The organism is Acinetobacter sp. YH12045, from assembly GCF_013419925.1.
GTDB classification, from domain to species: domain Bacteria; phylum Pseudomonadota; class Gammaproteobacteria; order Pseudomonadales; family Moraxellaceae; genus Acinetobacter; species Acinetobacter amyesii.
In genome coordinates this window covers 284,455-306,164 of record NZ_VOZE01000004.1, presented here as the reverse complement: position 1 = coordinate 306,164, position 21,710 = coordinate 284,455, and the positions used below count along the sequence as shown (strand labels likewise).

21 protein-coding genes are annotated in these 21,710 nt (G+C 41.8%); 12 read left to right on the top strand and 9 right to left on the bottom strand.

All coding sequences use genetic code 11. From position 1 onward, the window contains the following. Positions 1-1,297 (bottom strand): phage late control D family protein (locus FTU02_RS08025; protein ID WP_180156632.1); only part of this gene is annotated, 1,297 nt, incomplete at its 3' end. A gap of 133 nt (positions 1,298-1,430) precedes the next feature. Beyond that, positions 1,431-1,688, bottom strand: a complete 258-nt coding sequence (gene tusA / locus FTU02_RS08020) for a sulfurtransferase TusA (RefSeq protein WP_078189780.1) — start codon at positions 1,686-1,688, stop codon at positions 1,431-1,433. A gap of 200 nt (positions 1,689-1,888) precedes the next feature. Between tusA and FTU02_RS08015 the strand changes: the two genes are divergently transcribed. After that, positions 1,889-2,728, top strand: a complete 840-nt coding sequence (locus tag FTU02_RS08015; protein WP_078189781.1) for an HlyC/CorC family transporter — start codon at positions 1,889-1,891, stop codon at positions 2,726-2,728. Continuing rightward, positions 2,725-4,284 carry an apolipoprotein N-acyltransferase gene (gene lnt, locus FTU02_RS08010; RefSeq protein ID WP_180156630.1) on the top strand — a complete coding sequence of 520 codons (1,560 nt, stop codon included), beginning with the start codon at positions 2,725-2,727 and terminating at the stop codon, positions 4,282-4,284. Before FTU02_RS08015 ends, lnt begins: the two co-directional genes overlap by 4 nt. An 84-nt stretch (positions 4,285-4,368) precedes the next feature. On the opposite strand, the gene FTU02_RS08005 is transcribed toward lnt, so the two are convergent. The 4 genes from FTU02_RS08005 to gspF form a co-directional block, all read right to left on the bottom strand. Then, positions 4,369-4,707, bottom strand: a complete 339-nt coding sequence (locus tag FTU02_RS08005; protein ID WP_180065770.1) for a tRNA-binding protein — start codon at positions 4,705-4,707, stop codon at positions 4,369-4,371. 257 nt (positions 4,708-4,964) lie between these two features. Continuing rightward, a complete protein-coding gene (locus FTU02_RS08000) occupies positions 4,965-5,300 on the bottom strand; it encodes a hypothetical protein (protein WP_180156628.1) in 336 nt (111 codons plus the stop codon). 283 nt (positions 5,301-5,583) lie between these two features. Next, entirely contained in the window at positions 5,584-6,021 is a 438-nt protein-coding gene (gene gspG, locus FTU02_RS07995) for a type II secretion system major pseudopilin GspG (RefSeq protein WP_078189784.1), read from the bottom strand. 36 nt (positions 6,022-6,057) lie between these two features. Then, positions 6,058-7,263 carry a type II secretion system inner membrane protein GspF gene (gene gspF / locus FTU02_RS07990; RefSeq protein ID WP_180089615.1) on the bottom strand — a complete coding sequence of 402 codons (1,206 nt, stop codon included), beginning with the start codon at positions 7,261-7,263 and terminating at the stop codon, positions 6,058-6,060. A gap of 150 nt (positions 7,264-7,413) precedes the next feature. On the opposite strand from gspF, the gene FTU02_RS07985 reads away from it, so the two are divergent. The 10 genes from FTU02_RS07985 to FTU02_RS07940 all read left to right on the top strand — a co-directional run bounded on the left by FTU02_RS07985 (position 7,414) and on the right by FTU02_RS07940 (position 16,856). After that, complete coding sequence (locus FTU02_RS07985) at positions 7,414-9,636, top strand: primosomal protein N' (protein ID WP_180156626.1); 2,223 nt, start codon at positions 7,414-7,416, stop codon at positions 9,634-9,636. 78 nt (positions 9,637-9,714) lie between these two features. Continuing rightward, a complete protein-coding gene (locus tag FTU02_RS07980; RefSeq protein ID WP_180035001.1) occupies positions 9,715-11,556 on the top strand; it encodes a monovalent cation:proton antiporter-2 (CPA2) family protein in 1,842 nt (613 codons plus the stop codon). Between the two features lie 50 nt (positions 11,557-11,606). Then, the gene (gene hslO, locus FTU02_RS07975) at positions 11,607-12,482 is read left to right on the top strand and encodes an Hsp33 family molecular chaperone HslO (protein ID WP_111885623.1); all 876 of its coding nucleotides are present in this window, start codon (positions 11,607-11,609) and stop codon (positions 12,480-12,482) included. A gap of 246 nt (positions 12,483-12,728) precedes the next feature. After that, positions 12,729-13,181, top strand: a complete 453-nt coding sequence (locus FTU02_RS07970) for a DUF2147 domain-containing protein (RefSeq protein ID WP_180156624.1) — start codon at positions 12,729-12,731, stop codon at positions 13,179-13,181. Positions 13,182-13,465: 284 nt separating this feature from the next. Further along, positions 13,466-13,930: a DUF2147 domain-containing protein gene (locus tag FTU02_RS07965; RefSeq protein ID WP_180156622.1), complete on the top strand. Its 465-nt coding sequence runs from the start codon at positions 13,466-13,468 to the stop codon at positions 13,928-13,930. Between the two features lie 188 nt (positions 13,931-14,118). Further along, complete coding sequence (locus FTU02_RS07960; RefSeq protein ID WP_168377965.1) at positions 14,119-14,583, top strand: DUF2147 domain-containing protein; 465 nt, start codon at positions 14,119-14,121, stop codon at positions 14,581-14,583. A gap of 141 nt (positions 14,584-14,724) precedes the next feature. Continuing rightward, on the top strand, positions 14,725-15,687 hold the full coding sequence (locus FTU02_RS07955; protein WP_180156647.1) for a DnaJ C-terminal domain-containing protein: 963 nt from the start codon (positions 14,725-14,727) through the stop codon (positions 15,685-15,687). A gap of 10 nt (positions 15,688-15,697) precedes the next feature. After that, positions 15,698-16,036, top strand: a complete 339-nt coding sequence (locus FTU02_RS07950; protein WP_111885626.1) for a chaperone modulator CbpM — start codon at positions 15,698-15,700, stop codon at positions 16,034-16,036. 80 nt (positions 16,037-16,116) lie between these two features. Further along, complete coding sequence (locus tag FTU02_RS07945) at positions 16,117-16,380, top strand: YdcH family protein (RefSeq protein ID WP_078192816.1); 264 nt, start codon at positions 16,117-16,119, stop codon at positions 16,378-16,380. A 158-nt stretch (positions 16,381-16,538) separates the two neighbouring features. Continuing rightward, positions 16,539-16,856 (top strand): DUF2147 domain-containing protein, encoded by a 318-nt coding sequence (locus FTU02_RS07940; RefSeq protein WP_180156620.1) that lies wholly within the window; start codon positions 16,539-16,541, stop codon positions 16,854-16,856. 35 nt (positions 16,857-16,891) lie between these two features. Here FTU02_RS07940 and FTU02_RS07935 read toward each other — a convergent pair whose 3' ends face one another. The 3 genes from FTU02_RS07935 to rpsO form a co-directional block, all read right to left on the bottom strand. Next, positions 16,892-18,160 (bottom strand): magnesium transporter CorA family protein, encoded by a 1,269-nt coding sequence (locus FTU02_RS07935; protein ID WP_180156618.1) that lies wholly within the window; start codon positions 18,158-18,160, stop codon positions 16,892-16,894. A 138-nt stretch (positions 18,161-18,298) separates the two neighbouring features. Continuing rightward, positions 18,299-20,386: a polyribonucleotide nucleotidyltransferase gene (pnp, locus tag FTU02_RS07930; RefSeq protein ID WP_180035036.1), complete on the bottom strand. Its 2,088-nt coding sequence runs from the start codon at positions 20,384-20,386 to the stop codon at positions 18,299-18,301. Between the two features lie 273 nt (positions 20,387-20,659). Beyond that, positions 20,660-20,929, bottom strand: coding sequence for a 30S ribosomal protein S15 (rpsO, locus tag FTU02_RS07925; RefSeq protein WP_067761248.1), 270 nt, complete (start codon positions 20,927-20,929; stop codon positions 20,660-20,662). Positions 20,930-21,710: the final 781 nt, after the last annotated feature.

Here is a 21,710-nt window from a genome sequence, read left to right as displayed (position 1 = left end):
GATTATATGCAGGAACGGTCGAAATATTGCGGCGTTGTAATGTGAGCTGATTAGCCTGACGCTCGGCCTGTTCATGGATCGGTTTAATGTTCCACTGGCTCTGCTCAATCAGTTGATTGACTTGTTCGGTGAGGTCTTTGGGTAAGTTATTTTGGTTATAGAATTTCTTTTCAGTGATTAAAAATTGTTTATCTGCACCACTGTGTTGATCGATTTCTGGGTGTTCATTCAATTCAAACCAATAACCCACTTGTGTATCACGCACAGTCGATTGCGCATTGAATTTTTTAGATTGCAGCTCATGATAGCGCGTGAGGTTTTGATTCAGTTTTTCAATCTGACTGTTTGATGAAGCCGTAGCTTGGTCTTCGCCTTTTAAGTCTTGCATCCATGCAGGGCTGACATGCCATGCTTGTTCCAAACTTAAACTGGCATTGTCTTGGCTTTGGCTATGCTGATGTTTGCTTTGAACTGAACCTGCACCTTCTTCTTGGCTGAGACCATCGGCTTGCCAGCGCTGTACGTGTACCGCTGTCGGCTGAATGCTACGTTCACCAATCAAGCTGGTGATGCTGTCTTGTTTTTCTGTGGCGCTAGAGCGATGAAAGCGGATGCTACGACAGCTGAGTGCTTGATATTGGCTATTGTCATCAATCAGGCGGAGTTTTTGTTTTTCAATTTGGGCTGAGGAATGCGGCACTTTCAGCTGTGCTTCATCAATGAGCCAGTTGATGCCTTCACTGCGCCAAAGTCGCGTTAAAAAGTCATAATCGCTTTCATTCGACTGCATGATGAAAGGTCGGACATCATAGTTCTGACTTAAACCGCTTAAATCAAGCATTAGACTGGATGCAAAGAGTGGGCTTTTGCTTTGCCATTCTTTAAAGAGAGTTTCACTGACATCGCGAACAGATTTGTTCATAAACACACGGCTGTTGCGGCGCTTATGCCACAGCGATGTTGCATCTTCTAAAGTGAGTTTATACAGCGTGAGTGAACCGTCACTCTGCCCTTGGGTGGCTTCGGTGATGATACCGGTGGTGCGGAAGAGTTCGCCCTGATCGGTCACTTGATCAACGGCAACTTGTGCGCCAATAAATTGTTTTAGTGGAATAAGGGCATTGGTAGATAGGCAAATCAAAGTCGCTTGCAGGCCTTGGTTTAAGACATGCTCCCCATCAATACGTTGAATAAAAAGCTCATCATTCAACGCAGGGTTGGAAAATTGCACATGAATGGCACGTTTTTGGGCAGATAAGCCTAATTTTTCAAGTATAAGAGCAATCGAATTTAACATTTTAAAAGTCTGTTTTTTAAACTTTGTATAATTATGCTGCGAATGATATAGGCTAGCCATCAGACTTGACCAGCCTATTTTATTAATAAAAATGTAACATCTTAATAATTATTATTTTTTACAATCTCTTAAATTAACCTTTCTGAACCAAATAATGGAATTCTTTATTTCCATTTTCATCAAGACGTTCTTCTTGAAGCAAAAGCTCATGACCTAAATGCATACAAAATTTCGGAATATCCCAAGAGGTCGAATTATCTGTTGCAAAAACCTCAACAATATCACCCGATTTTGATTTACGAATGGCTTGATGCAACATCATCACAGGCTCAGGGCAACGTAAGCCACGGGTGTTTAATTGAATTGATGGGGGCACAGAAGGCTCAGACATTAGAAAACTCAGTATTAAAATCTAGGGCTATTTTAGCATAATCCTGACGACCGAATGTTAGCTTGAAAAATGCAAACGATAGCGTCTTAAAATGACTTGATCGCTCATCATCTAGATCAACATTAACAATAGACAACTGTATTTTCTACGGTATGATAAAATCATCATTTATTAGATATTAAGAGTCTTTAGGAAAGATCATGCAAGAGGAATCCGGCCCGTCGTGGGGCATGCGCGGCTTACGTAAATGGCTGGGCACTGCACCAGAAACCCGTGACGAACTGTTGAAATTGGTACAAGATTCACGTCGCTTCTTAGAACCTGATACAGTTGCCATGCTCGAAGGGGTACTCGACTTACCTGCAACTAAAATCCGCGAGGTCATGACCCCCCGTACTGCGATGATCAGCTTGCAAGAAGATGATGAGCTATTAGATATTTTGCATGTACTTGTTGAATCTGCACACTCACGTTTCCCAGTCTTTTCCTCAGACCAGCCAGACAATGTTGTCGGTATTTTGTTGGCCAAAGATTTGTTGCCATTTTTGACAGAACCGACCACCAAAGTCGATATTCGTGCATTAATGCGTCAACCCTTATTTGTACCCGAGAGCGCGCGTTCTGACCAAGTTTTACGTATGTTAAAAAATACCCAAACCCATATCGCTGTAGTGATTGATGAATATGGTACAACTTCAGGTTTAGTGACTTTAGAAGATATTCTTGAAGAAATTGTAGGTGAAATTGAAGACGAACACGACAAAGTCGATGAAGAAGCTCAATTTATCATTCCAGATGAAGATCCACTAAGTGCAAATACATGGTTGGTTCAAGCACTTACACCAATTGAACACTTTAACAATCTTTTAGATGCTGATTTTTCAGATGATGAAGTAGAAACTGTGGGCGGCTTACTGCTACAAGAAATGGGCTTGGTCAGTGATTTACAAGGTCAAGTGATTGAACTTGAAAACTGGGAGTTTACCATTTTGGAGGCAGATGCACGTACCATTCATCTGATCCGAGCTGTCCGTAAATGAGAACCTACTTTGATAAGCTGCTAAACCACTCACAACAAAAAAAACAGCTACCTTTCATCTATCCTTTGCTGATTGCATTATTTTCAGGTGCCATATTCAGCTTGTCGCTGGCACCTTATCATTATTGGTGGTTGGCTATTTTATCTCCAGCCCTGCTATATGCCTGCTTAAGTCAACGTACCCCTAAACAATCGTTTTTCATTGGTCTAGCTTATGGCTTTGGCTTATGGTTTGTTGGGGCTTTTTGGCTGTATACCTCGATCCATGTCTATGGTGATACCAATTCAGCACTCAGTGTTTTGATGATTGCCATTATGGCGATTGTGATGGGACTGTTTACCGCAGTTCAGAGTTGGCTCTACCGCCGCTTCTTTCCAGAAACACCACTGACCTTTGCGCCACTATGGGTATTTTTCGAGTGGAGTAAAACTTGGGTCTTTACCGGTTTTCCATGGCTGTTTGCAGGTTATGCCTTTACTGAACGATTCCTCGATGGCTATGCTCCACTATTCGGGATCTTTGGGGTGTCTTTTGCGGTCATTGTATTGGCCTGTGCCTTAGTTGAAATCCTGCGTAAACGCATCTTTTGGATTGTTCCCTCTGCCCTTGTTTTGCTCGGCGCCTGGGGTGCAGCGCAACTGCAATTTGTTCAGCCTAAAAATGAAAAACCGCTGAGTGTTTCCTTAATTCAAGGCAATATTCCACAAGATTTAAAATGGTTAACAGAATACCAAGCTCAAACCTTAATGAAATATGCGTCATTAAGTCGGACCGAATGGGGGCGTGATGTCATTGTTTGGCCGGAATCCTCCATTCCTATGTTCCAAACCGATATTGAGCCGTTTCTGGATGCGATGAAAGTCCAAGCCAATAAAACAGGGACGGCTTGGGTGACAGGTATTCCCTATTGGGATTTAGCGGAATCACAGCAAAACCAACACCCTATGTATTACAACACCATCATGGCAACTGGTGATGAATCTTCTGGTCTATACAAGAAGCAACGTCTAGTCCCCTTTGGTGAATACATTCCGCTTTCAGGGATGTTAAGTTGGGTACTACCTGCCCTACAAAATGACCCGTCGATGAGTGGCTTTTCACGTGGCGCAAACAACCAAAAGCCTTTGAATGTTAAAGGTCATGATTTAGGTGCAGCGATTTGCTATGAAGTGGCTTATCCCAACTTAACGCGCCGTAATGCCAGTCAAAGTGACTACCTAGTGACTATTTCCAATGACGCTTGGTTTACTGGAACAGCGAGCCCACATCAGCACCTACAAATGGTTCAAATGCGTGCCAAAGAAAATGGCCGTTGGTTTATCCGTGCAACCAATACTGGCATTACCGCCTTTATTGATCATAATGGTCACATTGTGAAACAAGCACCGATGGATAAAGATGCGGTACTTCGTGGTGATTTACCTGCCATGCAAGGCGAGACACTTTACACACGCTTAAGTGATTGGCCTGTGTTGATTTTCTCATTCTTGTTATTGGTTCTCGGTTGGATTTATCGCCCGCGTAAAGTTGATATTTCTTTTAAATCACGCCGTTGATTCCGCTACAAAAGATCAAGAAAACCGAGCTTTGGCTCGGTTTTTTATTGATAAACTTTCAGGGTGCCAGTTCACCCTACTTTTTCAAAGTAACTTGGTGCCTAGGGGAATCTCTGCATCAGGCACACAAAGAGCAACATGCCCCTCTGCATTATGAAAACCTGTGACTAAACACTCTGACTGGATTGGACCAATTTGTTTTTTTGGAAAATTCACGACGGCAACGACCAATTTTCCCAATAGATTTTCAGGCTGATACAGCTGTGTAATTTGCGCACTGGATTTTTTAATGCCCAGTTCCTCTCCAAAATCCACATGAAGAATGTACGCGGGTTTACGTGCTTGCTCAAAGACTTCAGCCTGCACAATTTTCCCTACACGTAATTCAACTTTCAAAAAATCTTGCCAATCGATCTGTTGCATTTTTCCCTCTTTCTTTTCTTTGTTGTACTTCATCTAACTATCTAACTATCTAAGATCTGATATTTAAAGATTATAAAAATTTCATTCAGGATGACCATATGTGAAACAGACATTCGATGCGTCAAAACGGACAAAGCAAGGTTATGTTAGAGCGCGTACCATGTAGAAGTATGCACTGATGTACGCTACGAACTGTTCATTAACACGAGACATAAAAAAACTGGAACAAGCTCCAGTTTTGAAGGTTAATTTTGGGGTTATAACTGCGTAACTAAATAGGAAAGCATGGCAGCTAAAGATACCATTGGAATATATCGATAAAGACGAACAACCATTTGTTCGATGGCAGATACATGTTCTTGTTTTAAATTTGCCACAGTCGCTTTTAATGCAGACCAAAAACTTAAAGCCAGTAATGAACTCATTAAGCTCATGGCAAAGAAGCCCACCATAATTTGGCTACTGCCCTCAGTGCTTTGCCATAAATACACAATGCCTTGACTGATCGGCAGAATACTTAAAATCAAAAGAACAGATTTCAGCATAGACCAATGAAATTGGTTAATTTCATCCGTTAATAATAATGCTTTCATACTATCCTCCATGGCTAAAAAAATACCATAAAAGATATTATGCGCGGTTTTATTTAAATGAAAAGCCTATATTTATTCATATTTTGCGATTATTGTAATCAATAAAATTAGGAATAATTCTTATTATAAATATCACATATTTTATATTATGCAATTTAAAGTAAATTCAATAACTTAATATTAATTTTATAATTAAGATTTATTATCACTTCACTCAATATTGAAACATCCTATTAAGTGAAGTGATTAATTCCATTAAAACTGAATTTAAAATTATTCTCAGTTAGTGTTTATAGTAAATATCGGCATCATTTTCTTCACCGCCAGACTGACCATCCGCACCAAATGAATAAAGATCATAAGGACGGCCTTCAGAACCTGGAATCACATATTGGATGTCATTGTCCCAACTGTCTTTTGGATAGCCACCTTTGATATAGCCACCCGGCAACCAGTTTTTAGCAGACTCAGGTTTAGTGACCAAAGCATTTAATCCACCGTCTTGCATTGAAGGGAATTTACCATTGTCCATTTTGTATTGATCTAATGAGCCAGCGACACTTTTTAAAGTAATCGCTGTGGTATCAACTTTGGCTTTTTCACCACGGCCCATCACGTTCGGTACAATCAGCGCTGCCAAAACACCTAAAATGACAATGACCACCATCACTTCAATTAAAGTAAAACCTTGTTGCTTCATATTTTTTGTCTTCACTTGCATGTTACAAATCTCTGTTCACATCATTGTTCGAATGTCTTAAATCATATTATTCATATTCACGATTGGCAGCATCACAGCAATCACGATCACCAGTACAATGCTCGCCATAAATACCAACATCAGCGGTTCAAGCAACGCCAATAAAGTTGAAATTAAGGTCGTCACTTCACGGTCTTGCATCGTCGACGCACGTTCTAGCATCCGATCCAATTCGCCTGAACTTTCACCACTTTTGATCATTTGTACCATCATCGGTGGGAAATAACCACTTCGCTCAAGCTGTGTTGCTAAATTACCACCTTCTGTTACTTTCTCTGCCGCAAGGTTGACCGAATCTCGAATCACCCAATTATTACTGACCGCTGCGCCAATTTTTAAAGCATCGACCAATGGCACGCCAGACTTGGTTAAAATCGACAAGGTACTGGCAAAACGAGCGGCATTAATGCCTTTAGACAGTTTGGAAAATAACGGTAATTTCAAGGTCAATCGGTCAAAGGCATAATGTCCCGCCGCTGTTCTGAGGAATCGAACCAAGAGAAAAATCGAGACTACGCTACCGACCAATAAAAATGGCCAGGCCATTCGAATAAAATCACTGGCTTTCATTAAAGCGATCGTTATCCACGGCAAGGCATCTTTGCTTTGGTCAAAGGTTTTGACAATATCTGGGACCACATAGGTCATGAGTCCCATCACAATACCGAAAGACATTAACATCAGGATGATGGGATAAATCATCGCACCCTGCACTTTTTTTTGCATGGCAAAGCGGTTTTCGGTGTAATCGGCAAGTTGGTCGAGAATAAGATCGAGATGACCTGAACGCTCACCTGCTGCAATCGTGGCAATATACAGTTCAGGAAAGCGTCCCGCTTGTTGTAGTGCGTTGGCTAAAGAATGCCCTTCCAAAACTTTAGAACGCACCGACATCAACAGGTTTTGCACATGGGCTTTTTCATTTTGTTTTCCCACAGCACGAATCGCTTCTTCTAATGGAATTGCAGCGGCAACCAAAACTGAAAGTTGGCGAGTCAATAAAGCCAAGTCATAGGCATTCAACCCTTTTTGAAACCAGCGCTGCTGCGCGTGTTTGTCTTTTTGCTCTATCGGATCGACAGCAACTGGAATGAGTGACTGATCTCTGAGCTGTTGACGAATTTGACGCGCAGAATCACCCTCAAGTACACCCTTCTGCTGCTTCCCTGAAGCGTCTATGGCAGTAAACTGATATGCAGGCATTGTAATGCTCTAATTTTCCAAAATTTCTATCAGCGCAGTTGCGTCTGACCATCAAAATCATTCATATTCTTAGATATAAAATATGAGCTCACTCTAACACAACTCCTTTACGATCACGACGAAATTTAATCAGGAACTTATCCACGTTTTATGGCAAATTCAGCGAGCATTGCAACACCTATTTACCGCGTTCGAGTCGCCGTTCCGGTATATTTATACGACTGCTTCGATTACAGCTTAAGCCAAGAGCAATACCAACAAGCTGAAGTAGGTGCTCGTGTTGCTGTATCTTTTGGTCGGCAAAATTTGACCGGTATCATCGTGGAAAAAATTGCTCCCGATGCACCACTCGATTCAAGCTTTAAACTCAAGGCCATTACCGAACTTCTTGATGATCGCGCCATTTTAGATGAGAAAGTTTTAAATTTATTGACATGGTCTGCACAGTATTACCAATTTCCGATTGGTGAAGTGATGCAAAGTGCCCTTCCAACGCTGTTACGCCAAGGGAAACCCTATAATTTATTGGCACGGACATGGAATTTGATCGACCATAATGCTGAAGCCAAAATTAAACGTTCAGAGCGTCAACAAGAAGCGTATAAAATACTAAAATTACATCCCACAGGCACAGGTGAAAATCTTTTAAATTTATCAGGTGTGGAAACAGCAACACTCAAAGCCTTAGAGAAAAAAGGCATCTGCGAATGTGTTTTAGCAGAACAAGACTTTAGCCCGATGCCGATGAGCATGGCGCAAATGCCACTTACGGCAAACCCTGACCAAAAAAAAGCGATCGATAGCGTATTAAACGCACGTAAAAAATATCAGGCCTTCCTGCTCGATGGCTTAACTGGCAGTGGTAAAACTGAAGTCTATTTACAAATCATGCAAGAGATTCTAAAGCAAGGCAAACAGGTCTTGGTTTTAGTGCCTGAAATTGGACTTACCCCACAGACCATTAGCCGTTTCCAATCACGTTTTCATTGCAATATTGCTCTACTACATTCGGGTTTGAACGATTCAAAACGTATGCAAGCTTGGCAAGCTGCGCAAACAGGTAAGGCGTCAATTATCTTAGGCACGCGTTCTGCGATTTATACGCCACTGCCTAATCTAGGTTTAATTGTGATTGATGAAGAGCATGATCTGTCCTTTAAACAACAAGAAGGCTTTCGCTATCACGCTCGGGATGTCGCACTTTACCGTGGGCATCTGGAACAATGCCCCGTAATTTTAGGTTCTGCCACGCCTAGCATTGAATGCTATGCCCTTGCCAAACAAGGCAAGATGACAATTTTGGAACTAAACCAACGCGCAGGCACCGCGGTCATGCCGAAAATGCACATCCTTGATCTGAAAGTGGCACAGAAGCAGCATGGAATCAGCCAATTATTAATTGGTGAAATCCGTAAACGGCTAGAAAAAAAAGAGCAAGTATTGGTGTTTTTAAACCGCCGCGGTTATGCACCTGTACTGATTTGTGAAAGTTGTGCATGGCAGGCCAAATGTCCACACTGTGATGCCAATTTCACTGTACACCGCACACCTTATCAACATTTACATTGTCATCACTGCGGCACCATTCACCGTATGCCAGATCACTGTCCACAGTGTAATCATCAGGAGCTCAAATCTATTGGGATGGGCACAGCCAAAGTTGAAGAAAGTTTAAATGAGTTGTTTCCTGAACATGACATCATTCGAGTGGATCGTGACTCGACCAGCCGCGTTGGTAGTTGGCAAAAGATTTATGAAAAAATTCAAAAAAGTGAGCCTGCTATTTTACTTGGTACACAAATGCTGGCCAAAGGTCATCATTTCCCTTACGTCACCTTGGTGGCGATTTTAGATATCGATTCAGGTCTGCTGAGTGTGGACTTCCGTGCCATCGAACGTACCGCTCAACTCATTGTGCAAGTCACAGGGCGTGCCGGCCGTGGCGAACGTAAAGGCGATGTGTTTTTACAAACCCTAAGACCCGACCATCCACTTTTGAATATTTTGGTCAATGAGAACTATCGAAAATTTGCCAAAGAAACCATGAAAGAACGGGAAATGGCACAAATGCCACCGTTTCGCTATGCCGCATTGGTACGCTGTGAGTCAAAAAACCAAGAACTCAATACTGAATTTTTACAGCAACATGCACAATTGCTACGTCAGGACGCTGCTGGAATTATTGACATTTGGGGGCCGATTCCTGCCCCGATGGAGCGCAAAGCAGGACGTTATCAATCCCACATGGTTTTACTGTCTACAAATCGTGCGCGCTTACATTATTATCTGCGTTATTGGTGGCAAAACATCTTGCATAACAAGCCATCAAATATGAAATTGAGCCTCGATATAGACCCACAGGAACTCAGTTAAACGCGTACAATTCAGTCTGAAAAATCAGTCATACTGAATTGCAACTTTCGACCAAAAATACAACTCTAGGACGAGTAAATGTCACTACTGTTACAGATCACAATTTTCCTTGGCGCATCCTTATTGCTTGTCCCTTTGCTCAAGCGCTTTGGTATTGCAACGGTATTGGGATATCTGTTCACCGGTATTTTGCTCGGCCCCGATGTCTTTAACATTGCCAGTGATCCCCAAGCGATCCAAGATCTCGCTGAGTTTGGCGTGATCTTACTGATGTTCCTGATCGGCCTCGAACTCCGTCCACAGCGTCTATGGAGTATGCGTAGTTCTATTTTCGGCATGGGGAGTTTACAAGTCGGTCTGACCGGTCTTGTTTTAGCGCTAGGCAGTTTTTTTGCATTACAACAAGGCATTGCAGCCAGTATCGTTATCGGTTTCGCTCTCGCTCTTTCTTCTACTGCCTTTGTCTTGCAGATGCTGAGTGAGAAGCAGCAATTGAACACCACCTATGGGCAGCAATCCTTTTCGATTTTGCTGTTTCAAGATATGGCCGCAATTCCCCTGATTGCAGTCATTCCCCTGCTCGCAGGGACAGAATCATCACATCACGGAATCGCCTATTTCGCTGCCATCATTGCGACTTTTTCAGGCTTATTTTTATTTAGTCGATACTTAATGCGGCCTTTTTTCCGCTTCGTCGCGAAAAGTGGTGCGCATGAACTGATCACCGCTGTCGGTTTATTTATAGTGCTGGGTGTCGTGGTGTTGATGGATGTACTTGGCATCAGTACCACACTCGGAGCATTTTTGACTGGCGTACTATTGGCAGACTCGGAATTCCGCCATGAACTCGAAGCCAGTATTGCTCCGTTTAAAGGGCTTTTACTTGGTCTGTTCTTTATGACCGTAGGCATGACCACGGAACTGTCATTATTTGTTGAAATGCCATGGTTCATTATCGGTGGTGCGTTGGCACTGATGCTCATCAAAATGGCGTCAGTTACCGCGATTGCGCGTTATCTCAAAAATTCATGGCGCAACAGTATTTTACTGGCGACCTGTTTGGCTCAAGGCGGTGAATTTGCCTTTGTGGTCTTTAGTGTGGCGAAAAGTGAAAATGTCGTACAGCAAGCCATTTTGGAGCCATTAACCCTCATCGTCACCTTGTCGATGGTGTTGACCCCTATGTTGTATTGGTTAATACAATCACAAATTTTGCCACGTTTTAATCCAAAAACCATTCCCGAATATGACGACATTCCGGATGAACATAATCCTGTGATTATTGCGGGCTTTGGACGTTTCGGACAAATCATTGCTCGTGTGGCGCATTTACAGCATTTGTCTTTTACCGCCATTGATAGCAACTTAGACAAAGTCGATTTCGTACGTAATTATGGTGGTCATCTGTATTATGGCGATGCCACACAACCAGATATTTTACGCGCTGCGGGCATTGAACATGCCAAAGTGTTCGTCCTTGCCATAGATGATATTGAAGACTCAATGAATGTGGCGCGTCATATTCGACTGAATTACCCTCAGCTAAAATTATTGGTTCGCGCGCGTGACCGTCATCAGGTACATTTGCTGCGTGATTTAGGAATTGAGCATATTTGGCGTGAAACCTATTTATCCTCTTTAGGAATGGCCTATCACATGCTGTGCGACTTAGGCATCAGCGATGAAGATGCCTATAAAAGTATCGAATTGTTCCGTGATTATGATGAAAAACTGCTGACTCAACAGCAGCAAATCTATACCGATGAACAAAAGATTTATGAAACGCATCGTAACGCTTTAGCTGAACTGGAACATTTGTTTGAAAGCGATGCGCAAGCCCGTGAAAAACCTACAGGTGTTGATTTACAACGAAGCTTACAACGTCATCGTATTGATGTCACAAGAGATGATAATGAATGACTTGTGTTTTACAATATCGTCACCATTAAAGCAGGGTTATGGAGAATTTTATGTCAGATTTACGCCAACGCTTTTTTATTGAAGATAGCCCTGTTCGTGGAGAAGTGGTTCATCTTGAAGAAGCCCTACAAACGATTCTTGCACAGCGTGACTATGCACCTGCTGTACAAATTCTCTTGGGTGAAATGCTCAGCGCGACTGCCTTGTTGGCCAGTACCTTAAAAATTAAAGGTCGTATTAGCTTACAAATTCAGGCTGCAGGCACATTTAAATGGGCAATGGCGGAATGTAATCATCTCGGTGAAGTTCGCGCACTTGCCGATTATGAAGAAGACCCGCACTTTCAAGCTGCTGAAGACAGCAGCACAGTACTGAAAGCCTTGGTAAACCCAGTACTTTTCATTAATATCGAGCCTGAATTTGGTGAGCGTTATCAAGGGATTGTACCTTTAGACAAACCGACATTAGCGGGTTGCTTGATGCAATATTATGATCTATCTGCACAGATCCCAACACGTATCGTCTTAGCAAGCAGCAACAGCCGTTCAGGTGGTTTACTGATTCAATTATTACCACGTAACAACGAAGAAGAACAACGCCGTGTCGATGAAGACCTATGGCCACGTTTAACCATGCTGACTGAGACATTAAAAGCAGAAGAGTTAACGTCTTTATCCGCAAATGAAATCTTATATCGTTTATATAACGAAGAAGAAGTTCGTCTTCCTGAAACTGAAGCCTTAAAATTTGGCTGCACGTGTTCAAAAGAACGCTGTGCAACAGCACTTGAACAAATTGGTGTTGCTGCAGTTCGTGAAACCTTAGAGTTTCAAAACCCAATTGAAATGGACTGCCAATTCTGTAATACAAAATATACCTTTACTGCAGAAGAAGCTTTATCCCTTTTTGGTCAACACCTTAGCTAAATCATTGCATGATTAAAAGCCTAAATCTAAGCATTCTTCGGGGTGCTTTTTTATTATTCCGATTAAATTTAGAACAGTTACTTTCTTGCGCTTAGTCAAATGGTTGCAAACTTTATAACCTCAAGATGATCAGCTGTATTTGCGATCAATTTTTTTTCGAGTAGAATCGCGCCAGAAATAAAGTCAAAAAAATCAACAGAGCTTTATTTTTAATAGAAAAATAATGTAAAAAAAACTGGATAAAATATGAAACTCAAAATACTCGCTATTCTTTTAGCCATGTTCTGCTTTGGCCCAATAACAGCACATGCAGCAGACCTCGTCGGGACATGGAAAACCATAGATGACAAAACAGGCTATGCCCGTGCAGAAGTCCAAATCACCAAATTAAAAGACGGTAGCTATAGCGGTAAAATCACCAAAGTACATGCCATCCCCAACCGCCCTGTCACCACGATTTGTGAAAAATGCGAAGGTAAACTCAAAAATGCACCCTTAATTGGTTTACCGATATTCTCTGGCTTTAAACATAATGCAAAAGAGAATGCGTACACCGATGGCAAGGTGATCGACCCACTTTCAGGCAGTACTTATCAAGGTAAAGGGCAATTGAATGCGCGCGGCAATGTCCTGACACTTCGAGGTTATGTCGGGACCACGCTTCTCGGCCGGACGGTATCTTGGATCCGCGTCAACTAAAGCAGCATTTCGGCTTTCATTAGCATGATGAACTCAACTCCAGACGAGTTCATCATGCCGATAACAATCTACTTTGAGATGAATTCCGACTATTTTACTAGTGCGTAGACGTTCAGCATAAACCTCATTTAGCGCCAACACGTTCATGTTTTGGCTCAAAATATAAATACCAATTCTTACAAAATCACTAGAATATTCATATTATTTCAGGCTACATTAAACCCATAATATTTTTATGCCTTTAAGTTTTAGGCATCCGCTTTTTGTGTAATGTGGGTAATTATATGGCTGTTAAATGCCTCCCTTCTATCCTGTTCGGCATGTTCTCCATCTGCAGTTTATCCTCTGCTTTTGCGGCGATTGACCCCTTAGTGGGGACATGGAAAACCATTGATGATCGAACAGGATATTCCCTTGCCGATGTGGTGATTCGCAAAGATAAGCATGACGTGTATTCAGCCACCATTATCCAAAGCCGAAGCGTACCCGGAACAGCAAATGTTTCGACATGCACGCAATGCACCGGTGCTCAGAAAAATAAACCCATGGTCGGTTTAACCACTTTAAGCGGCTTAAGCGCTGATCCAGAAAAGCCCAATGAATTTGTGGGTGGAGTGATGCTCGATCCCAAATCAGGCAAGCACTACAATGCACGCGCTCGTTTGATGAATAATGGCAAGCATTTGATCATCAATGGTCGTACTGAAGGCTCTGCAATTGGACGCAATGTCACTTGGGTCAAAAACTAAGCACGAGGCCTTTAAATCATTAAAGGCCTTTTTTAACTTAAAAATTAGAGTAAAAACTCCATATTAAAGCAGTGTTTTAAAAAATTCTGCCAAATACATCACAAACTATCACATTGATTTTGTAGGACTTTATATATAAATTAGGTAACTTACTCTAAAAACACAATTCTGAATTTTCAGGGGATGAAATGAAAAAAATATATCAACAATTATTTGCCGGAATAGTACTTAGCACTTTGTCAGGATTGTCAATCGCTGCGGAAACCGATCCGCTAGTGGGTAAGTGGAAAACCGTCGATGACCGCACAGGATATTCACGTGCAGACGTTGAAATTCGCAAAAAAGCCGATGGAAGCTATGAAGGCATCATTGTCACCACACGCAATGTCCCTGGCACTGAAAAAATGGGCGTCTGCTCGAACTGCCCAGGTGAATTGAAAAATAAACCTTTTATCGGCTTGCCATTTATTTGGGACTTTAAACAAGATCCAAAAAATCCACGTGAATTCCAAAACGGTAAAGTTCTGGACCCGATTGGTGGAAAAATCTATAAAGGCAAAGCAAGACTTAGTGCTTCAGGAAAACATTTAACTATACGTGGTTATGTTGGTGTATCAGTGATTGGTCGTAGTGTCACTTGGATAAAATATTAATTTTAAATGTGTTTTTAAAAGCCTCCTCGTGAGGCTTTTTTATTGTCATGTTTTGAAACAATAAGATGCTGTTTGCCCCTATGACAGTTTGATGAACCCTTCTATATTGATTAAAACATGATCAATATTTATACAGAGAGTATGCCAGACAATCACTATCAAACTTTAGGGATCGCCCGAGATGCTTCGGCTGATCAAATAAAAAAAGCCTATAGAAAATTGGCGCGTAAATATCACCCTGACGTCAGTAAAGAGGCTGATGCTGAAACGCGTATGCAAGCGATTAATGTTGCATACGACACTTTAAGTGATGCCGAAAAGAAAAAACAATACGATTTTGAACTCGATCATCCTCAAGGATTTGCTGGGTTTAATGCTGGCAACCAAGGTGGTTTTGACCAATCTCAGTTTTATCGCCAATCGACGACTGATGGTCAGCATGCGGACTTTAGTGGATTTGAAGACTTGTTTGGTCGTTTTGGGCAAGGCTTTGGTGGCGGTGACTATCAGTATCAACGTGCAAACCGCCAAACCAAGAGCTTCCGTGGTGAAGACCAACACGCCAGTTTAGAAGTGGATTTAGATATTGCCTTTCATGGTGCAACGCAGAATATCACCTTACAGATTCCAAGCCTCAACGCCCATGGTGAGCCTGAAGTCCAACGTAAAACCCTGCAAGTCAAAATTCCTGCAGGGATTAAATCAGGTCAACAAATTCGACTCTCCGGCCAAGGGCAATCCGGTTATAACGGTGGGGCCGCTGGTGATTTATACATTGAAATTTTGTATAAACAAACCGAGCAAACCCGTGTAGAAGGCGTTGATATTTTCCAACAACTGAATATCAGTCCATGGGAAGCCGCATTGGGTCAAAAAATTGCATTTACCAGTCCTGATGGCAAAACATTAGAACTACAAATTCCTAAAAATGCACGTACTGGTCAGCAGCTACGATTAAAGGACAAAGGGATACCAAATAAAACACCCGGACACCTTTACCTGATTTTAAATATACAGATACCAGCTGCACAAACCGAACAAGAGCAACAAGCATATGCGGCTTTTGCTCAAGCTTTTCCGTCATTTAATCCACGACAGTCTTAAGGAGAGCACCATGACAACAATTCATTATCGTGAAATTGTCTGTGACGGATGTAAACAGACTGAAATCGTAGACGAAAAAAGTAGTTTTGATCTACAACACTTTGCCTCTGCCTGTGGGCAAAGTCCAGAATGGGTTCTTCAACTACTCGAATACGATATTCTGCCTAGCCGTTCAGAAGACAGAATTCATCAATTTTTTGGAGATGATATATCTCGCGCACGGCGTGCGTATCGGCTTCAACGAGATTTCGATGCCAGTTTTACTGCGGTCGCTATGATGCTTGATTTAATTGACGAAGTTCAACAACTACGTCGCCAAGTGAAACACCAACAGTTTCATTCACATTAAATGTATCATGAACGCTCTGCCTCGCAGGGCGTTTTTCTTTTCTTGTAGAGTTTGTCTTGTAGAGGAAGTGATCGACAACCATGAAAACACGAGATTGCAATAAAAAAGTCAAAAACATGTTTCCTGAGTACCGTGATTTGGTCTCTCAGTTACGTGATGAAAATCCATATTTTGCACGGATCTTTGAAGAACATGATGAGTTAGATCGTGAAATTATTCAATTGGAATTAAATCCTGTCAATCATCATAACACGGATATTGAGACCATTAAGCGTAAGAAATTAAAGCTAAAAGATGAAATTTATCGCTTGCTGAAAAGTAACGAAAATGATGATATCTCTTGAGATATCGATTCATGTATAGGGGATTTTTCATGATGCATGTCGTTCGCAGTACAACCCACGAGGCTACGCAATTGAATTACTAAGACCATAAGGATCGGTCAAATCGCGTTGTACTGCAGATTTTTAAAAAACAATAAAATCATGACAAAGGATTCATCATGCAAATACATCATGTGCTATTTGGAGCATTACTCAGTTTCAGCGCTCTGTTGCATGCCAATGATATGACCAGTGTTTGGAAAACAATTGATGACCAAACAGGATATTCACGCGGCGATGTCACCGTCGTTAAAAATGCCGACGGGACGTATAGTGGAACACTCACTGCAATATGCCGATTGCCGTACAAACCCTTGGTTGAAGTATGCTTAAAATGCAAAGCCAAGCTGAGTGCGAATAGCAAACGTTTAACCATGCGCGGCTATATTGGCGTGTCTGCACTCGGACGTAGTACCACATGGATTCGTAATGATTAGCAACTAAACCCACCCATCAGAGAAGCTGACACGAATTATTTGAGTTTCGTCAGCTTCTCAATTTCTTTCATGGTTTTAACCGTACCTTTGACTGTGCCCTTCACCGTCTGTTTGATTGGTTCATAATCCATAAACCAAAACAGATTCATGTGTTGATCGCCGTGCTGCTGTGCCAACATATCAATCACACTTTTTTCACCGCGCCCGACCAAATGCCGTCGATAAAAATAATACAGTAGTAAAATCGTGGTCATCAGCATGATGCCGAGCATGATCCAAAAACCGGTTGGTGACTTAAGTCCAGGAATAAACTCAAAGTTCATACCGTATATACCGGTTAATAAAGTTAATGGTGCGAAAATCGCCGTAATAATCGCCAGAATCCGCATATTTTCATTGGTTTGGTTGGCGACAGCTGAAAAATGCAGATCAATCGCGGCCTGCACAGCACTGCGTAATCGTGTGGTATGTTTTTGAATGCGTTCGATATGGCTGGTTAAATCATCTACCCGAACCAGCATGATATCCTGCTTTTCACTGCGCTTTTTGCCTTTCAAATGTGGGTAATTATCCACAACTTCATCACGCAGTTCTTGCAAAGCTTCAATTTGCTCTTCACACAAATTTTCCACTTGCTGAAAGGCCATATTTTCCTGCAACAACTGATGCCACTTGGTAAAACGCCGATGCCCTTGCAGCAATTCTCGCTGCCAAAACTCGACACGGCGGGTCAAAGGAACACGTAAATCCAAGTAACCATCTACCATATTATTCAGTAAGCGCAATGCCAAATCTAAGGGTGTAATGGCTAATTTTCGTGGTTTATTTTGTTCATCAATCGGACGAGAAATTAAAGTTTCAATCCGTTGGATATAACTTTCAATGGCTTTGTTGCCTTTTTCGCGCACCGTGATCAGCACTTGGGGCGTGATCAAAAAACTGATCGGGGTGGTCGCCAAACCAAAGACCCGCTCATGCTTTTCAAGAGCTTCTGCACCTGCAACAATTTGGTCATCGGGTGTGACCATTTTTCTAAAAATTAATAAATCATAATCATCGAGTGTGTCAAAGGCACACGGATGCTCTAAATTTAAAATATCCCGCAGATGGTATTCATTGACCCGTAAATCTGATGCCTGAAAAATATCACTCTGCCACTGCTCTGGGCGGTTGACGACATCTTCACGGGTACAATCAATCCAAATAAACTCAGGTTCAAGTTCAGGATGATGCTCACATTGCACTTGGTCTTGCACATAGATATGCGCGGCTGTTGGATGCTGAAAAAAATAATAGGTTTGCATATCTCATTTATTATTGTGTTTACTTTTTGCATGATGCCATAAAAAAAGCCTTGAGCAAGTCAAAGTTCATACTCTGACTACACTCAAGGCTTTTGTGAATCCATTCACAGAGCCGAAACTCTGTGAATCAGCAAACTATTAAGCTTGTTCGATGTCTTTCATAGTTAATTTGATACGACCACGGTTGTCGACATCGGCAACTTGTACTTTGATCTCTTGACCTTCAGACAATACGTCTGAAACGTTCGCAATGCGTTCGTTTGAAATTTGAGAGATGTGAAGTAAGCCATCAGTACCTGGAAGGATGTTTACAAACGCACCAAATTCAACGATACGGATTACTTTACCAGTGTAGATTGTACCTGGTTCGATTTCAGCAGTAAGCGCTTGGATTTTCGCAACAGCAGCAGAAGCAGCAGCTTTAGTTTCACCAAATACGCGTACTGTACCGTTGTCTTCGATATCAATTGCCGCTTTGGTTTCTTCAGTGATTTGACGGATTGTTGCACCGCCTTTACCAATCACGTCACGGATCTTATCAGGGTTGATGTTGATCACTTGGAATGTAGGTGCATGCATTGAAATTTCAGGACGAGCACGTGAAATCACTTGGTTCATTGCATTTAAGATGTGCATACGACCTGCATACGCTTGGTTTAATGCAACTTCCATGATTTCTTCAGTGATACCTTCGATTTTGATATCCATTTGAAGTGCAGTAATACCGTTTGCAGAACCGGCTACTTTAAAGTCCATATCACCAAGGTGGTCTTCATCACCCAAGATGTCAGAAAGCACTGCGAAACGTTCGCCTTCTTTCACAAGACCCATCGCAATACCAGCAACTGGCGCTTTAATTGGCACACCAGCATCCATAAGTGATAAAGAAGCACCACATACAGACGCCATTGAAGATGAACCGTTTGATTCAGTAATATCAGATACGATACGAATCACGTACGGGAAGCGGTCAGCTGCAGGAAGAACAGCTTGTACACCACGACGCGCTAGACGACCATGACCGATTTCACGACGTTTAGGACCAGATTCACGACCAGTTTCACCTACAGAGTATGCAGGGAAGTTGTAGTGCAACATGAAGTTGTCAGTTTTCGTACCTGCTAATGTATCCACCATTAACGCATCACGTGTATTACCCAAAGTTGTTGTTACCAACGCCTGAGTTTCACCACGTGTAAATAATGCAGAACCGTGAGCACGGTCTAATACACCAACTTGTACGTCAAGCGCACGAACTGTTTTCGTATCACGGCCATCAATACGTGGCTTACCTGACAAGATGTTGTCACGTACTGTACGGTATTTAAGGTCTTCGAATAATTCAGCTAAGTCGTCAGCGATACCGTCAACGTCATCTTCTGGAACGAATTGAGCAACAGCTTCAGCTTGAAGCGCATCAAGTGCTGCATAACGATCGTGTTTAACCGCGATTGTGTATGCTTCAGAGATTTTCGCTTCAAACGCTTCTTTTAATTTTGCACGAAGGTCTTCGTTTTTCGCAGGTGCAGTCCAAGTAGACTCTGTTGCACCAGCAGCTGCAGCAAATTCTTTAATCGCTTGGATCGCGATTTGCATTTCGTCATGACCGAACAATACAGCGCCAAGCATTTGGTCTTCAGAAAGTTCTTTCGCTTCTGATTCAACCATCAATACCGCAGATTCTGTACCTGCAACCACAAGGTCAAGGTCAGATTCTTTTAGCTGTTCGTGGTTCGGGTTTAGGATGTATTCACCGTTGATTAAACCAACGCGTGCACCACCGATTGGACCACGGAAAGGTGTACCCGCAATTGCAAGAGCAGCTGAAGTACCTAACATTGCAGCAATGTCAGCTTCCATTGTCTTATCAGAAGAAATAACAGTCGCAGTCACTTGGATTTCGTTGTAGTAACCTTCTGGGAACAATGGACGAATTGGACGGTCAATTAAGCGTGAAATAAGCGTTTCAGCTTCAGACGCACGGCCTTCACGTTTACCATAACCACCCGGAATACGACCTGCAGCATATTGTTTTTCTTGGTAGTTAACAGTCAATGGGAAGAAGTCTTGACCTGCTTTCGCTGTTGGCTGAGCAACAACAGCAACAAGAACTTGTACACCACCCATAGTGATGATCACAGTATTCGCTTGACGCGCAATACGACCTGTTTCTAGGACAACTTGATGCTGACCATATTGGAATTCTTTACGAATAATATTAAACATCGACATGTTTTATTTTTTCCTGATTTTATTCTAGTGGAGACCCCTAAGGTTTGGCATTCATTCAACGCCCCAAACGCTGTAACATAAATGACAAAGCTTAGAAGCCGACCTCACTAGAGATTAAAAACATTAATTTAAAATACTAATTTAAGACACAAAGAAGGAGCGAATCATCGCCCCTTCCCCATTATCCAACCAAGGTTGGATAGACTTTAGTTTTCAGTAATACGGCACTTAGCATGCAATAGTCCGAAAATAAAAGTTTAAATCGAATTAACGACGTAAGCCTAAAGCAGCAATCAATGCGCTGTAACGAGTAGCGTCTTTACCTTTAAGGTAGTCAAGAAGCTTACGACGTTGGTTAACCATACGAATAAGACCGCGACGGCTATGGTGGTCGTGTTTGTGCTCTTTGAAGTGACCTTGTAAATCATTGATTTGAGCAGTTAAAAGAGCTACTTGAACTTCTGGTGAACCAGTGTCGTTTTCAGCGCGAGCGAATTTTGCAATGATCTCTGCGCGATCTGCGTTTGTTAAAGCCATTCGATTTCTCCGAGATGCTTATAAAGTTAACTTTTGATACGAATCAACCGATAAATCAGCTGACTGCCGTGCATCACTACAGCAAGTGCATTATATTAAGGGAAAATCGTATTAATTGCAAAAAGAGATAGCCGACTTCGTCAGGTTATGTTAATGACAATAACGCCTTATTTTTCCTCTCGATTCCATTATAAATTTTTTATATGCTTCGACACTCTATACGACACAAAACTGCATATTTTCAACACATTGAATTCCATATTATTGAATGAATTTTAAACTGATTTTTTGATACATTTTGCCACTCGATGTTTAGAATACAAAACTCAAACTGGAATGATTAAAAAAAAGCCCGAGCTGGGCTCGGGCTTTTTTGCGCTGTAGTTTCTTCTTTTTTAGTTATTGTTTTATTATTTATTGTTTTATGTGGCGCTTTTCCGCGTCCTTATGTTAAACATTCCATGTTTTAACTTGCACTTCCTTATGTGGTAGATTTTGCCACAACGGCTGTTAGATAAAAGTCGTATTTTTCGTATCTATATGTAAGCTTTTTCGTACATCGGTTAAGCTCTATTTCTTTTCTGTTACAGCATATAGGCATTTCTTATTTTCTATACATAAAAAAGCCTTGTAGTCTCTCCCAAAACTACAAGGCTTAGCGGCTGTAAGTTTCCTATTTCCTTACTTCACTGTAAGTTCGCTGTCTTTTGACGTTATTCTTATACTTTTGCGATTTTACTCAACCATCCGTGTTGAGTTCTTTTTCTGTGAAGTCATCTTC